This window comes from Acinetobacter sp. NEB149 (assembly GCF_012516415.1).
Classification (GTDB): domain Bacteria; phylum Pseudomonadota; class Gammaproteobacteria; order Pseudomonadales; family Moraxellaceae; genus Acinetobacter; species Acinetobacter lwoffii_V.
Map to the genome: position 1 here is coordinate 534,922 of NZ_CP051208.1, position 14,131 is coordinate 549,052.

Genomic DNA, 14,131 nt, shown 5'->3' on the forward strand with positions numbered 1-14,131 from the left:
GAGTTCGAATATGAACTTTTCAGTTTATTGGCAACACGCTGATGCAGTCAGTAAAACGCTGTATTTCGTGTTATTGGCAATGTCGATTGCGACATGGACCATTTTTGTGCTGCGTTTGATGGGCACTCGCCAACTGAAACAGATTGCCTATGCTCAGTTATCTAAGGCATTGGAACAACTGAAAACCAAACTGGCTCCTTTGGGCTTTGAACAGCGTAAAGCAGTGGCAGAACAGGCGCTGTTACGCCAGATTTCAGCAGAAAAAGCCAATGCCGAAAAAGGTGTATCAGTTCTTGGTACGATTGCCTCAATTTCACCATTTGTCGGTTTGTTCGGTACGGTATGGGGCATCTTCCATGCGCTGGTTGCTGTTGGTAAAAGTGGTCAGGCTGGTCTGGCACAAGTGGCAACTCCAGTCGGTGAAGCATTGATTATGACTGGCTTAGGTCTGGCAGTCGCGATTCCTGCGGTACTGGCTTATAACATCTGTGTCCGTGCTAATCGTGGCTTGGCACACGAGTTACAGGATCAGGCACACGGTCTGTTGATTGATACCATGCTGCAACAGGAATCTGCTGCAAAAAAGTCTGATGAAAAAGTAACACAACAGAGTTTCGTGGGAGGTCAAGCTTAATGGCTTTTCAACTGGGTGAAGACAACGATGTAGGCATGAATGAGATGAACCTCATTCCCCTCATCGACATTATGTTGGTATTGATGATCATCTTTCTGGTGACAGCGACCGTTGCGAACCCATCAATTCCATTAACCTTGCCACAAACGACTGCGGAGATTATCGATCTGCCGCCTGAAAATGTCACGATTAGCATCAATGCCGAAGGTGACATTGCCTGGAATGGTGATGTATTGACGCTGGAACAGCTCGAAACCCGTTTTAATGAAGCGGGCCAAGCTGAACGTCAGCCGACCATTGTGTTGAAAGCGGATAAAGAATCACGTTATGACTCGGTGGCGCAAGTCATGTCGCGTGCGAGTGGAGCCGGACTCAGCGATATTGCCTTTGCAACCGATAACTAAGATTCTGAGAGTAAAAAAGCGACTGATTGCAGTCGCTTTTTTTATGCCCATTTTTCGTGAATCTTAATGGGTTTTTAATAGGGTCGTAAATTTGCTGCGTAATTTATTCAATTTTGGCGGAATGGCAAAATTGCAATAGCCCTGGGTCGGGTTCTTGGCAAAGAAGTTTTGATGATAGTCTTCCGCCGGATAGAAAGTTGGAGCAGGGCTTAGTTCAGTCACCACATTGATGCCATCGGCTTTCAGAGCATCGATTGCCTGCTGCGCCTGTTGCTGCTGTTCATCATTCAGATAATAAATCACAGAACGGTACTGGGTGCCGACATCATTGCCCTGACGGTTTAATGTGGTTGGATCATGGGTCGCAAAAAATACATCAAGCAACTGGGTATAGTTAACCTGGTTTTCATCGAAATCGATCAGAATGACTTCGGCATGGCCGGTATTGCCTCCGCAGACATCATCATAGTTTGGCTCAGTCGTATGACCACCTGCATAACCGCTGACGACCTGCTGAACCCCTTGGATCTGTAAAAATACGGCTTCAGTACACCAAAAGCATCCCCCACCGAAAAGTGCCTGTTGCATGGTTGATTCCTCATTCAATTAAATAACTCAATTGGGCTGATGGTTAAATTCCAGCTCATCAGTATGAAAGATAAAAAAGCCTGTCCATACAGGCTTTTTGTAGGGATGTATTAACGCGGCTGAGCAGCACTTTCTAGCTGGATCAAGAGATTCCCATGGCGATCCAGTAATTTTAAGGTTTTAGCAAATACCTGATAATGCGTCACTTTGGCTAAAGCTTCATTAAATTTCTGATCAAGCTGATCGTTGTTCATACAGGCCATACGGGTAGTGGCCATCTGGCTCAGGGTCAGCGTGTCTTTTGCTGCTGTGTAGCTGCCCATAATCCGGTTACAGCTATCTGAACCTGAAACGCGCTGGGTACTGGCATCAAATTGCAGACTCGGAACATTGCGTGCGGTTGGCGCAGTCTTGATTTCAGTATTACCAATCTGGGTCGCAATCCAAGTACGATTTTGCAAAAGTTGTAAATGATTCGCGGTTTGTGTCGTGGCTGTATTGGGCACAGTTTCGCAGCCCATGACCGTTAGAACCGAGCCTAAAATCGCGATTGCAGTTAATTTTTTTAGCATGAGAGATACTCTGATCATTGACTAGCTATTTGTATATAAACAAAAAATGATCAAGGTTCCAGTTGATTTTGTATCTTTATTGAAGTGGATTTGCTACACAGTTATCGCATGTCGGGTTTTGGTAGGCCCTGCCGGATCAGGCGTGAATAGTCCTGACTGGAGAGATTAGCGGTGCGTTCTACCCGTGGATTGACATGTGCCCGTTGATACCAAGTGTGCATATCCCAAGACTGTTCCAGTACTTTAAGATCATAGAGATAATTCGGTAAATAGCCGGAGGCCAGCAACCGGTAATCTGAGGGTAGCTGTTGTTGCGATATCGCCTGAACCATATCAAAGACTAGTGTGGTGCAATTACTGGTCAGGGTATTGTACCATTTTGGCTTTTGGGCCAGCTCATCGGCCTGACGCAGATATTCCTTGAATAGCGCTTTAGCCTGAGCTTGCGGCATTTTGACTGGGAAAAAATAGACCTGTTCACCACGGACATTGCTACGGGTATAGACAATATCCTTTTCATCCGATGCGACCAGACTCAGTTCATATTTTCGGAAAAAGCCACCAATCGCTGAAAACTCTTCATTCTTTTCCTTGCGGATTTCAATCGAGAAGGTGAGTGGCTTTTGATTGGCAAAATCGAAGCTGACCAGGGTATGGGCAATTTTAGGCCCCATCCAGTAGGAAGTAATGATGTTCACGCCAGTAATCTGATTCAGATCAAAACTGCGGCTTTCCCAGCGTTCGATATAGCGACCATCGGCCTGCCAGTCAAAGTTGCGGATATTGTGTAAGGTAACCTGATCGCCTTGCTGCTCATAATGCAGAAGCTGGGAAACCTCAGGATTCCACTCTCGATCCTGACGCGCTTCCAGACTGAAATATCCTAGCAGACAGAATAAAAAGGCCAGAAGATAAAGAACGCTATCCACTTGGCGGGAGATCAGATGCCGGGTGAAATAAATCCCGAGAACGACCAGCGCAAAGGTCAGCCAGAGTCCAATCAGCATCAAGCTGCCGATTTTTCCGAGGGGTTGATGAACCCAGAGCATCAGGCTGAACCACAGGCTCGACAGAAGGACGAATAAAGTAAACAGGCTGCCCAGTAGCCACAGACTCCAATGTCTGGAGATGTATTCGCGTCCCTGCATCATCACTTTTTCATGAGAAATAGGCTTTATTTTCTGTAGGTTGCGAACTCAAAAGCAATGCCGGTTTTGTCGTCGATATGTTGCTCGGCAGCGACTTTTTTAAATTCTGCTGGAATCGCTGGATAATAGGCATCGCCCTGTACATCCAGTTCGACATGGGTCAGTTCCAGACGGTCTGCAATATCCATAGTCTGTTTAAAGATTTCACCACCACCAATGATGAAAATGGTTTCAGGTTTTTCTGAAGCCTTTACATCTGCAACGGCCTGACTCAGCGCATCTTCAATGCTATAAGCGACTTTGGTGCCTGCAAATGCCCAGTCTGGATCACGGGTAATGACCCAGTTCACGCGTTTAGGCAAGGTACGTCCCATCGATTCTAGTGTCTTGCGACCCATCACCACCACACCGCCTTGGGTGATTTCCTTGAAGTGTTTCAGGTCGGCAGAGATATGCCAAGGTAGGTCATTGCCCTTGCCGATACAACGCTGCTGATCCATGGCAACGACGTGTACAACTTCTAAATCTTGAAATGACATGTATTGAATCCTTCTTATCAAGCCCAAAGTCCTTCGTGTAATTTTTTACTGGTACGAAAGAAAGGTTAAAAATCTATATTGATTGCCTTCATGCTTTAGGGCTAGGAATAATTTTGAAAGGAGTTGGCGATTTACGTGTGGTAAAAAACCTCTTCCTAGCCCTCTCCTAGGAAGAGAGGGAACTTTATAATAAAGAACATTAAACAGCGACAGGGGCTTTAATTCCTGGATGAGATTCATAACCGACAATTTCGATATCTTCAAATTTGAAATCGAACAGGTCTTTAATCTCGGGATTTAGTTTTAATTGACAGAGGTCGAGTGGCTCACGGCTAAGCTGCAACTGTGCTTGTTCAAAATGGTTGCTGTACAAGTGGGTATCGCCACCAGTCCAGACAAAGTCACCAACATCCAGATCACAGACTTGCGCGATCATATGCGTCAACAAAGCATAGCTGGCAATATTAAATGGCACACCCAAAAATACATCAGCACTGCGCTGGTACAACTGACAAGACAATTTGCCATTGTGTACAAAGAACTGGAACAGGGTATGGCAAGGTGGTAATGCGACCTGATTCGCTTCATTCGGGTTCCAGCCAGAGACAATCAGACGGCGTGAATTTGGATTGGTTTTAATTTCATTGATCAACCATTTGATCTGGTCAAAACCATCTTGGTTATAGCTATTGTCTGCATTTTTGCTGGCACCAAAATTACGCCATTGGTGACCATACACTGGGCCTAATTCGCCTTCAGGACGGCCAAAACGCGCAGTCTGTTCTGCGGTCGCCCATTCATCCCAAATCGAGACTTTATTGTCTTTTAAATACTGAACATTGGTATCACCTTTCAGAAACCATAACAATTCAATCACGATAGAACGGAAATGAACTTTTTTGGTGGTGAGTAAAGGGAAACCTTGGGAAAGATCAAAGCGCATCTGATGACCAAATACCGAACGTGTACCTGTACCGGTACGGTCGCCTTTATCGCCGCCGTTGTCGAGGATATGTTGTAAAAGGTCAAGATATTGGCGCATAGTTCTCTCTATTTGAATCTGTTGAAAATCGCCGTTTTAACAGCAGAATGGATTATTTTATAATCACTTTTCTGTCGAAAGGGACAATTTAAATTGCGCACATCATAGCATTTTTTGATGAGCTTTCATCGCCCAAATTGAGAATAAAAAAGACCTCCTGATGGAGGTCTTCTGATTGCAGTTTAAGCGGTTTTATGGCCAGTATGGACTGTATGAATCAGATCAGACAGATCATAACCCAAGGATTCTGCATAACTTAAATATTCGCGTTGAGTCGCTTCGTCCAGACTGGTACCGCGATGCAATAACCATAAATATTCTTTATTCGGCTCGCCTACAAGCGCAGTTTGATAATCGGGGTCGATTTTTAATACCCAGTAATCGCCCTTGGTAAACGGAATCCATCGCAGGCCTTCAGGTAAAAAGCTGACTTCAAGCTTGGCATGCTCTGCATCGACAATGGTCGCTTCAGCAATAGCTTCATCCAGTTTACCATCGCCATCCAGACAACGGTTTTGAATCCGAACCTTGCCATTTTCATTCAAGCTATATACCGCAGAAATATCGGTGCTGTCTTCAGGTTGATGTTTCATCGGCAAGCGTGCAATTTCATACCAGGTGCCTAAATATTGTTCTAAATTAAAATTTGAAACGGCACTTAAAGTCTGACTCATTTTTCTTCTCCGTTTAGTTCAATATTTAAAAATGCCGCATCAGTGTAATACAGGGTGCAAAGCTCAAAATGATGTAATCATGTAGTGAAATGTTGTCTGAAAATGGCCGAGTTACAGATTAAATCCATAGGGTTTGAGTAGAATAAAATAACGGCTCATTTTCTCTATTTCAGGCTGAAAAGGCTTTGCAAGGCGTCGAAGTTAGCTTTGCTTTACATTTTTTTTGCAAAGATGATGGGTTTTGTAACTGTATGAGAAAGAACGGCTTAATTTGAATGCCGGAAAAATAGACAAATTTATTTACATTTTTAATGTGAAAGATAACATTTAAACGACTAGTATTCTCGGCTTGTTAACAATATGAAAGCCTAAATTACAGGCGAGGAGCGGTTGGTAAGGCATGATCTATGATCATCAAGTAAACATGAGCGAAGTATATGCTCCTGTCCAAGCGAATATCATGGTGCGTTCCCAATCGGAGCAAAGACCTAAAAAGTCATCCCAAAAAGCCACTGTCCGTAACGCTTCAGGCGTAAGCAATGGCCACCGTATCAATATCGAGAAATTTACCAGTTATCTGCAAGGCATTACCCGAAATACCAGTACACAGAAATGTGCGCGCAGTATTCGTGTCGGTCTGCAATCCTCTGGTGCGAAAATTGTGAACCATCCGGTCGCAGCGGCAGATTGGGGAAGTACCCTGATGCAGCTGGGCTATAAGAAAATTAATGCTTCTTTTGATCGGCCGAAAAAAGGCGATATCTATATTATTGACCGTACTCAGGGACATAAATATGGACATATCGCGGCTTATTCAGGTAGTGCCTGGGTATCGGATTTTAAACAGCGAGATCATGCGGTTTATCGCAATAAAAACGTGACTTATAGTTACTATCGTCTGGAAACTTACTTCTAAGAAAACACTGCGAAGTGATCAGTCCTCAAAACGCTTCGCACGGCTTTCATAGATTGAAACGATAAATAATCCAATCGCGGCAAAGCCAAGACATTGCAGACCCAAGGCAAATTTGCCCCATTGCTGGTGCTGTTCTGGTAAATAGCCAAACAGGGTAATTAAGGCAATGATGGGAATGACCCGGCTCAAGGCGCTAAAGCCATTTGCATAGGGATTGGATTTTGAGATTTTCAGGCGGAAATGGTGCAGTAAATGCACGACAATTCCAATCGCTAAACTCACCCCCACAAATACCGGATCTAACTGGGCCACAGTCGATGCTGTATAAATCAAAATACAGGTCGCGATGATGACGATGAGTTTGATTTGACGGGTACAGCGTTCCGAATACCAGAACTCAAGCACGGGGTGAACCCTCATCTGATTTGTTCTGATTGAGCAGGGATAGTGGAGAAAACAGGCAAATCGCCAGTGCCATAAATGCAATGCCTTGTGCACCCGGAATCAGGATTTCGCCCTGTTGCATATTCATAAAAACTAAAGCAATCAATAAGGCAATTGGAATCCAGGTCAGTAATCTATACAGCAAACCGGTCGGGTTTTTGCTGGCAAAGTGGATTTTGCAGTAACGGCAGATCAGAAAAATGATGCCGGTCCCGACAAACATCAAAATCGAATCTAAGGGCAGTGGTTGCATCCAGTACAAGCCTGCAGCTGTCGCTGCAATCACAATAAAGATCAACAGTTTTTTGAGAACAGATACCTGCGGATTAAACCAGAACTCAAGCATAATGATGAAAGAATAGAAGAGATAATTGGCACTTTAGCATATTTTGAGTATAAAAAAGCGAGGCCTTTGCCTCGCTCAATTAAGCTATTTTCTTAGCTATTTTTGTTTGGACCCCAGTCATATATTTTCTTCTGGTAGGCATACCACATCATCCACAAGCCAATCAGGATCATTGGCAGGCTCAGGAATTGTCCTTTGCTCATCCAGCCAATAAATAGCTGGCCATTGTCCGGCTCACGGAAGAATTCAACCACAAAACGTGCCAGACCATAACCGATCAAGAACAACGCCGAAACTGCCATACGTGGACGCGGCTTGGAACTGAACCACCATAGGACAATAAACAGGATCAGGCCTTCACAAAGCGCCTGATACAGTTGTGATGGATGACGCACCAGTTGCAGCGGATCGGTCGGGAAGATCATGCCCCAGGCAAAGTTTGGGTCGGCCACCTGACGACCATACAGTTCGCCGCCAATAAAATTACCAATCCGGCCAAACATCAACCCTGTTGGTACGCAAGGTGCGATAAAATCTAAGGTCTGGAACCAGGTCATCTTATATTTCTTGCACCACCATAACATGGCCAGAATGACCCCGAGGAAACCGCCGTGGAAACTCATGCCACCGGTCCAGATCTGGAACAGCCATAAAGGATCGGCGAGGAACTGGGAAAAACCGTAGAAGAAGACATAACCGACACGGCCACCGATGATCACACCGAGAGCACCGAAGAAAATCAGATCAGACACCATATCCGGTGTCCAGCCACGTTGTTTGGCGCGAAACGTCGCCAATCCCCAGGCAAATAAAAATGCCAGTAAGTACATCAGTCCATACCAGTGGACTTGTAAGGGCCCGAGCGAAATCGCGACGGGATCAATATTGGGATAGGTGAGCATTCCTGTTCCTTGTGATTCTGTTTTGCACAGATTTTAGCTTAAAGCAAAGAAAAATGTTGTACATTCAATGTGTAAAGATCGAGAGCGTAAATTATGTGTATCGTGGCATTGGCTTGGCAGGTTCTGGATCAGAGCCCATTATGTCTGATTTCAAATCGGGATGAGTTCTATCAGCGTCCTACGCAGGAGCTGCATGAATGGGAGAATAGTCCGATAATTGCCGGGCAGGATCTACAGTCGGGCGGTACCTGGATGGGTATTACGGCTTCCGGTCGCTGGGCGGTGATTACCAATTTTCGTGATGGGCAGGACAAAGGGCATTATCCGACTTCACGTGGACATATCATCCAGAACTTTTTAGATTCTGACTTAACGCCGATTCGTTTTGCTCAAGATCTGGAACAACGCCAGTGTGACTATGCCGGCTTTAACCTGTTTATCGGCGATCAAGATCAGGCGGTGTATATGAGCAATCGCGGTGAAGCAACACAAGTACTGGCGCATGGCGTCTATGTGGTTTCGAATGGCCTGATGAGTGAAGACTGGTACAAGACCCGACATTTACGTAAACGCTTTACCCAGGAATTTTTACCGATGCTGCAACACCAGGAGATCGCAGAAGCAGATTTGTGTCATGCAGTCTGGGATATTCTGGAAGATGAACGTAAGGTGCTTCCTGAACTTCTGCCAGATACCGGCATCTCCGTGGAAATGGAACAGCTGCTGTCTTCGACTTTTATTCAGAGTCCGGCCTATGGCACCCGATGCTCCAATTTTTTGAGAATGCAGCAGGGACGATGGCACTGGATCGAGAAGTCACAACAAGGTGCGACCGCAGGTCAAACTATTGAGAAAATAATTAGCCTGAAATAATCACCGGATATAAAAAATGCCGACTAGAAGTCGGCATTTTTGAATAACAGCTTTTTATACGGTCGCTTGTTCCAAAGCTTCACCCGCAATGGCACCGCCATCTTTACGGGTAATGACCACAGTCGCAGAGCGAGGTACTTTGCCTAAACGGCTATAACGCTCGCTTTGGTTGGCTGGCCATGCACCCCCTGGATGCTGAACGTTGACAAAGATCGCTTTATAGTCCGGGGTAATAGTCACGCCGGTAATTTCACAACCCGATGGACCAGTCAAAAAGCGACGAACACGATCATTGCTGAGTTTGGCACCAACAAAGGTTTCCTGTCCTTCTGCTTTGGTGCTGGCTGCAAGCGCTTTAGCACCATCACCCACAGTACCCGGAAGTGCTGCCAACATCATGCAGTTGGTTTCATCGGTGTACTGACCATCATCCGTCTGAATCCACAGAATACCGCGCGGATCGAACCACATGCCATCCGGGCTGGAGAAGTCATTTAAATCATCCAGACCTGACAGGTTGATGTTAGAAGCAGCACGTGCTTCTGCACCGAACAGGAAAATATCCCAAGCAAAACTTGTCGCTGTCACTGTATTTTCAGCTTCACTGAAACGAATGATATGACCATTCATATTGCCTGAATTGCTGGCGCTTGAACCTTTAAAGTCGATGTAGCTACGTGGGTTGGCAGCATCAGTTTCATATGCACGACCACGGTTGCTGTTGTTGGTTAAGGTTACATACACTTCACCATTTTCGGGATTCACGGCAACCCATTCTGGACGGTCCATTTTGGTCGCACCAACATGGTCAGCAGCAAGACGGGCATTGATGACGATGTCATCCTGGCCTGCAAATGGATAGATTTCATTGGCAGTAGTTAAACCATTTTTGCCATGAGTCAGTTCTAGCCATTCACCTGTACCGTCATCATTGAATTTAGCGACATATAATGTCCCTTTATCCATGTATTTATCACCAGCAGTATAACCACCATTGACGTCTTTCGGATCCCAGACGGCTTCAGAAACAAATTTATAGATATATTCGCCGGTTGCGTCATCACCCATATAGAACGCTAATGGCTGACCCGGAATAGGGTTGCTACAGCGGCAGTCTTCGTGTGCAAAACGACCCAGTGCAGTACGTTTAACTGGACGTGTAGTCGCGCTAAATGGATCAATTTCTACAATGAAGCCACAGGTATTCATGACATTACGATAATCTGCTAAAGCATTTGCGCCTTTAACTGAAATATCCCAACGATCATAAAGTCCTTTATCACCGGTTAATTCAGCAACAGGAGTATTCCAGCGGTATTGAGACGAACGGGCATCAGTACCACCACGACCATAACGAGATAATGAAATTTCTTCTTTTGCAATAGCGCGGGTGTCGTTGGCTTGACGAGCGAAATAACCACTCCAGTTTTCTTCAGCCGTTAAGTAAGTTCCCCATGGCGTATAACCATTACCACAGTTGGCAAAGGTACCGCGAGTCAATGTTCCATCTGGTGAGAAAATAGTTTTGACGAGGTCAGAACCACGCGCTGGTCCATTAATTTCCATCTCGGTTGCTGCAGTGATACGACGGTTAAAATTAGAATTTAAGTTGATTTTAACGTCTTGTGTATTTGCATCTTTGCTGATCTCAATAACAGAAACACCATGCGCATTCACTTCACGGAGTACCTGATCTTCTGGACGTACGCCATCGATGGTAATTGTACCTTCTGGTGTATGGAGCTGAGATTGTTGTAGATATTCGTGGTTTAAAACAAGTAAACCTTGTGTTGATTCTTTCGCAGCATAATTTTTGTTGGTTGGATGCATACCGAAGAAGCTCATACCATCATGGTTATCGCCTGAACGGAACTGGTAAGAAGCACCAGAAGCTAAGGTTGCATCGGTCTTTTCTGGATAAGCAGGGTTGATTGGATCACCTACTGCATACAATACTTTAAGCTCATAACCTTCAGGAACACTGAAGAAGTTTTGGGTATTCTTGTGAACCGGCTCAAAGGCTAATTTATTCGGACGTGCTTTTAGGTCACTCCAGGCATGTTGATCTGGGCTAGTGGTATCTGGCGGTGTCGTTGGATTACTGTCAGGAGTACCAGAATCATTATCATCATCTGAACAACCACTTACTGTTGCCGCAAATGCTAATGCCATTGCCCCACTTGTAGTTTTCGCAATAAAGCTACGACGACTAGTATATTGATCCAGAATCGTTTGGAAGTGCGTGTTATTTGAGTTGTTACTATCTTCAACCAGATCCTGGCAAGGTATCATGTCTTCGTTTTTCATTTTAAAGTCCCAATTAAAAAATAAGTACTTGGTGGTGTAGAAGTTTTCAATACCTTAAGCTTGGGATGTGACAGTAATCTTAAGAAAATGTTTCATTAAAGTTAAATAAATTCAGTACGTTATTTAAAATTAAAAAAACAAAAAGACAGCCAGAGCTGCCTGAGTAAGTCGATATTTTTGTTGTTTTGGCTGGTTATTGTTATTCAGTCTTTAACCGACGTTTTTCAATCAGTTTCCCTGCCAGCAAACCCAGTTCAAACAGTAGCCACATCGGGACAGCCAGCATGATCATCGACAGGGCATCCGGAGGGGTGACAAACATCGCTACAAAGAAGCAGCCCACAATAATAAAGCGCCGTTTCTCTACCAGAGTCTGTGTCGAAACTGCGCCAATCAAGATCAGAACCAGGGTAATAATAGGAATTTCAAAGGTAAAACCAAAGACCAGAAACAGCTTTAAACAGAAGCTGAGATAACTGTTAATGTCGGTCATCGGTGCCACAGTTTCCGGCGAAACACTGATAAAAAAATGCAGAATTGAGGGCAATGCCACAAAGTAGGCAAAGCTGATGCCGGTATAAAACAGCACGATACTGCCGATCAAAAGTGGCAAGGCCAGGCTCTTTTCTTTGGCATATAGCGCAGGCTTAATAAAGGTCCAAAGCTGATACAGGATAAACGGCATCGCGATCATCAGCGCGACAAAGAAGTTCAGCTTAAAAGGTGCCATGAAGGTTGCAGTGACATCCGTGGCAATCATGGTTGAACTGGCTGGTAGCTGTGCACGCAACGGTTCGGACAACCATTGATAAGTCTGATTAGCAAAGGGTAATAAGCAGAAAAACAGGCCAATCAGGACCGCAACCACTTTAAACAGATGCTTTCTTAAGATGATCAAATGCTGGGTAATCGGCATGTGTTCAAGGTTCAGCGCTGCAGCATCATTCGAGGCTGGTGTGGGCGGTAAAGATGTCATACGGCCACCTTCATTTCTGTATAGCGTTGTTCTGAAATCATGGTTTGAATTGCTGTAGGCTTAGGTAAATACACGGAGGATACGGGCTGTTGCACCGGCTGATAGCTGAGCAAGGGCTGAGCAGACTGAGATTTTATTTTTAATTGATCAGCTGCAATCGGCTGCTGCAAATCAGCCACTTGTGCCTGCATCTTGGCTTCCAGTTCCTGAATCCGTTGCATTTCAGCCTGCATCTGTTCACGTAGCTCGGACAGGCGCAATTCACGATCAAGATCATTCTGAACATTGCTCACCATACGCTTGATCTTGCCGTACCATGTTCCGACAAAACGTACTGCTTCCGGAAGCTTATCTGGCCCAAGAACCAAAAGCGCAATAATCCCGAAAATCAGCAGCTCGGTCATTCCGATATTGAGCATAGCGAACTCTTAACTTTTAACCGAATGTTCAGGAGTTTTGACCTGGGCATCAATGGTGCGCGGCTCTGCAAGCTGAGCTTGTTCTGCCTCTTCATCTTTGACTGATTTTTTAAAGTCTTTAATCGCGCCGCCGACGTCTTTACCCAAATTTTTAAGTTTGGATGTGCCGAACAATAAAATCACCACAATTGCAAAAATCAGCACATGCCAAATTGATAATCCTGCCATTATTTTATCCTCTATATTTTATGTACCTATCTCAGCAGGCTTGTATGACAGCGCGGTGACGCTTTGATGACAGTTTGCCGACACGGCAGCAGGGGAATGAATCACTCATATAAAAAAATTCATAATTCAATGAAAAGTATGCTGTGCTAGCATACAGCCTGATATGGAAATCTCAGCAGCATTGTCATGGCCTTGATTCTTCCCCTCCTGTCTTTTCTGATCGGTTATTGGGGTGTGCAATATTTAAAACCGGTTCGCCCTCTCTTGGCAGCTTTATTGGCACGGGTCCTGATTCCGGTACTGATTATTTACAATATGGTGTTTTACCAAGAGGGCAGTTTGTGGTTAATTGCCTTCAGCTTTTTCTGTTCTTGTGTATTCTTTGCCTTATTTTATTTCACCCTGAAAAATAAATTACGTGCTTTATGCCTGAGTTATTTAAATGGGGCATGGCTGGGGATTCCTTTTGCACTGGCGGTTTTTGGACCGCAAGCGACCAGTACTGTAGTGGCGCTGTATATTGGTGGTTCCTTGTTTGGCAATGTCTGTGCGGTGATGGCAGTCAGTGAAGCCAGACAAGATAGCGGCTATATTTTAAAGAATGTGCTGCTCTCACCACCTGTGGTGGCACTGTCTGTAGCAGCTTTATTATCATTTTGGGATTTGAGTCATTGGCAGCAAGTGCCTTGGATAGAGATACTGTATCAGGCCAATAAAGTACTGGTCACTTTTAGCGGCATGTGTGTGCTGGGAATGTGGCTGAGCAATGTGCGGATCAGCCGCTTCGATTTAATGCGCAGTCTGCAACTTATTTTTTGTCGTGGGCTATTTGCTGTTTTACTGTGTGGCGCAGCTTATTTTTATTTGCCGATTCCACAGCAGACGCTGACCTATGCGGTACTGCTGATGTTCTTTTTATTGCCGCCTGCAGCCAATATTGTGGCACTGGAAACCCATTATCAGGGAACGGGCCATTCCGCCAAATATATTGCTTCGGGAACTTTGGCCAGCGCGATCTTGATTGCCTTATATGGGGTAATCGTGCATGCGTTGATGCCTACACTATAGATTCCCTCTCCTTTTAGGAGATGAGAAACGCTGTTTCGCAAGGGGGGAGGT

18 protein-coding genes are annotated in these 14,131 nt (G+C 44.9%); 5 read left to right on the forward strand and 13 right to left on the reverse strand.

Features of this window, described 5'->3' with window-relative positions; translation table 11 throughout:
- Positions 1-10 precede the first annotated feature (10 nt).
- Positions 11-634, forward strand: coding sequence for a MotA/TolQ/ExbB proton channel family protein (locus tag HGD77_RS02490; RefSeq protein WP_005250649.1), 624 nt, complete (start codon positions 11-13; stop codon positions 632-634).
- On the forward strand, positions 634-1,038 hold the full coding sequence (locus HGD77_RS02495) for an ExbD/TolR family protein (protein ID WP_004278434.1): 405 nt from the start codon (positions 634-636) through the stop codon (positions 1,036-1,038). Before HGD77_RS02490 ends, HGD77_RS02495 begins: the two co-directional genes overlap by 1 nt.
- Before the next feature lie 63 nt (positions 1,039-1,101).
- Here HGD77_RS02495 and msrA read toward each other — a convergent pair whose 3' ends face one another.
- From msrA to HGD77_RS02525, 6 genes are all read right to left on the reverse strand, one after another.
- On the reverse strand, positions 1,102-1,626 hold the full coding sequence (gene msrA / locus HGD77_RS02500; protein WP_005267491.1) for a peptide-methionine (S)-S-oxide reductase MsrA: 525 nt from the start codon (positions 1,624-1,626) through the stop codon (positions 1,102-1,104).
- A 110-nt stretch (positions 1,627-1,736) separates the two neighbouring features.
- Complete coding sequence (locus HGD77_RS02505; RefSeq protein WP_005267490.1) at positions 1,737-2,198, reverse strand: META domain-containing protein; 462 nt, start codon at positions 2,196-2,198, stop codon at positions 1,737-1,739.
- 101 nt (positions 2,199-2,299) lie between these two features.
- The gene (locus tag HGD77_RS02510; protein ID WP_080547865.1) at positions 2,300-3,349 is read right to left on the reverse strand and encodes a DUF4105 domain-containing protein; all 1,050 of its coding nucleotides are present in this window, start codon (positions 3,347-3,349) and stop codon (positions 2,300-2,302) included.
- Between the two features lie 23 nt (positions 3,350-3,372).
- Complete coding sequence (locus HGD77_RS02515) at positions 3,373-3,885, reverse strand: dihydrofolate reductase (RefSeq protein ID WP_004278430.1); 513 nt, start codon at positions 3,883-3,885, stop codon at positions 3,373-3,375.
- A gap of 199 nt (positions 3,886-4,084) precedes the next feature.
- Positions 4,085-4,927 carry a thymidylate synthase gene (thyA, locus tag HGD77_RS02520; protein WP_138743124.1) on the reverse strand — a complete coding sequence of 281 codons (843 nt, stop codon included), beginning with the start codon at positions 4,925-4,927 and terminating at the stop codon, positions 4,085-4,087.
- A 182-nt stretch (positions 4,928-5,109) separates the two neighbouring features.
- Positions 5,110-5,601: a lipocalin family protein gene (locus tag HGD77_RS02525; RefSeq protein ID WP_138743123.1), complete on the reverse strand. Its 492-nt coding sequence runs from the start codon at positions 5,599-5,601 to the stop codon at positions 5,110-5,112.
- 400 nt (positions 5,602-6,001) lie between these two features.
- On the opposite strand from HGD77_RS02525, the gene HGD77_RS02530 reads away from it, so the two are divergent.
- Complete coding sequence (locus tag HGD77_RS02530; protein WP_005107935.1) at positions 6,002-6,517, forward strand: hypothetical protein; 516 nt, start codon at positions 6,002-6,004, stop codon at positions 6,515-6,517.
- Positions 6,518-6,535: 18 nt separating this feature from the next.
- Here HGD77_RS02530 and HGD77_RS02535 read toward each other — a convergent pair whose 3' ends face one another.
- The 3 genes from HGD77_RS02535 to lgt all read right to left on the reverse strand — a co-directional run bounded on the left by HGD77_RS02535 (position 6,536) and on the right by lgt (position 8,209).
- Positions 6,536-6,922, reverse strand: coding sequence for a hypothetical protein (locus HGD77_RS02535; RefSeq protein WP_138743122.1), 387 nt, complete (start codon positions 6,920-6,922; stop codon positions 6,536-6,538).
- Positions 6,915-7,307 carry a hypothetical protein gene (locus HGD77_RS02540; protein ID WP_138743121.1) on the reverse strand — a complete coding sequence of 131 codons (393 nt, stop codon included), beginning with the start codon at positions 7,305-7,307 and terminating at the stop codon, positions 6,915-6,917. The genes HGD77_RS02535 and HGD77_RS02540 overlap by 8 nt, the downstream gene beginning before the upstream one ends.
- A gap of 92 nt (positions 7,308-7,399) precedes the next feature.
- Positions 7,400-8,209 (reverse strand): prolipoprotein diacylglyceryl transferase, encoded by an 810-nt coding sequence (gene lgt / locus HGD77_RS02545; protein ID WP_138743120.1) that lies wholly within the window; start codon positions 8,207-8,209, stop codon positions 7,400-7,402.
- Positions 8,210-8,302: 93 nt separating this feature from the next.
- On the opposite strand from lgt, the gene HGD77_RS02550 reads away from it, so the two are divergent.
- Positions 8,303-9,082, forward strand: coding sequence for an NRDE family protein (locus tag HGD77_RS02550; protein WP_168730657.1), 780 nt, complete (start codon positions 8,303-8,305; stop codon positions 9,080-9,082).
- Positions 9,083-9,136: 54 nt separating this feature from the next.
- Here the strand turns inward: HGD77_RS02550 and HGD77_RS02555 are convergent, their stop codons facing one another.
- From HGD77_RS02555 to tatA, 4 genes are all read right to left on the reverse strand, one after another.
- Positions 9,137-11,389 (reverse strand): PhoX family protein, encoded by a 2,253-nt coding sequence (locus HGD77_RS02555; RefSeq protein ID WP_138743118.1) that lies wholly within the window; start codon positions 11,387-11,389, stop codon positions 9,137-9,139.
- A gap of 199 nt (positions 11,390-11,588) precedes the next feature.
- Positions 11,589-12,365: a twin-arginine translocase subunit TatC gene (tatC, locus tag HGD77_RS02560; protein WP_138743117.1), complete on the reverse strand. Its 777-nt coding sequence runs from the start codon at positions 12,363-12,365 to the stop codon at positions 11,589-11,591.
- Positions 12,362-12,784, reverse strand: a complete 423-nt coding sequence (gene tatB / locus HGD77_RS02565; RefSeq protein WP_138743116.1) for a Sec-independent protein translocase protein TatB — start codon at positions 12,782-12,784, stop codon at positions 12,362-12,364. Before tatB ends, tatC begins: the two co-directional genes overlap by 4 nt.
- Positions 12,785-12,793: 9 nt before the next feature.
- The gene (gene tatA, locus HGD77_RS02570) at positions 12,794-13,012 is read right to left on the reverse strand and encodes a Sec-independent protein translocase subunit TatA (protein WP_005245949.1); all 219 of its coding nucleotides are present in this window, start codon (positions 13,010-13,012) and stop codon (positions 12,794-12,796) included.
- Positions 13,013-13,198: 186 nt separating this feature from the next.
- On the opposite strand from tatA, the gene HGD77_RS02575 reads away from it, so the two are divergent.
- The gene (locus HGD77_RS02575) at positions 13,199-14,080 is read left to right on the forward strand and encodes a permease (protein ID WP_138743115.1); all 882 of its coding nucleotides are present in this window, start codon (positions 13,199-13,201) and stop codon (positions 14,078-14,080) included.
- The last annotated feature ends 51 nt before the right edge of the window (positions 14,081-14,131 follow it).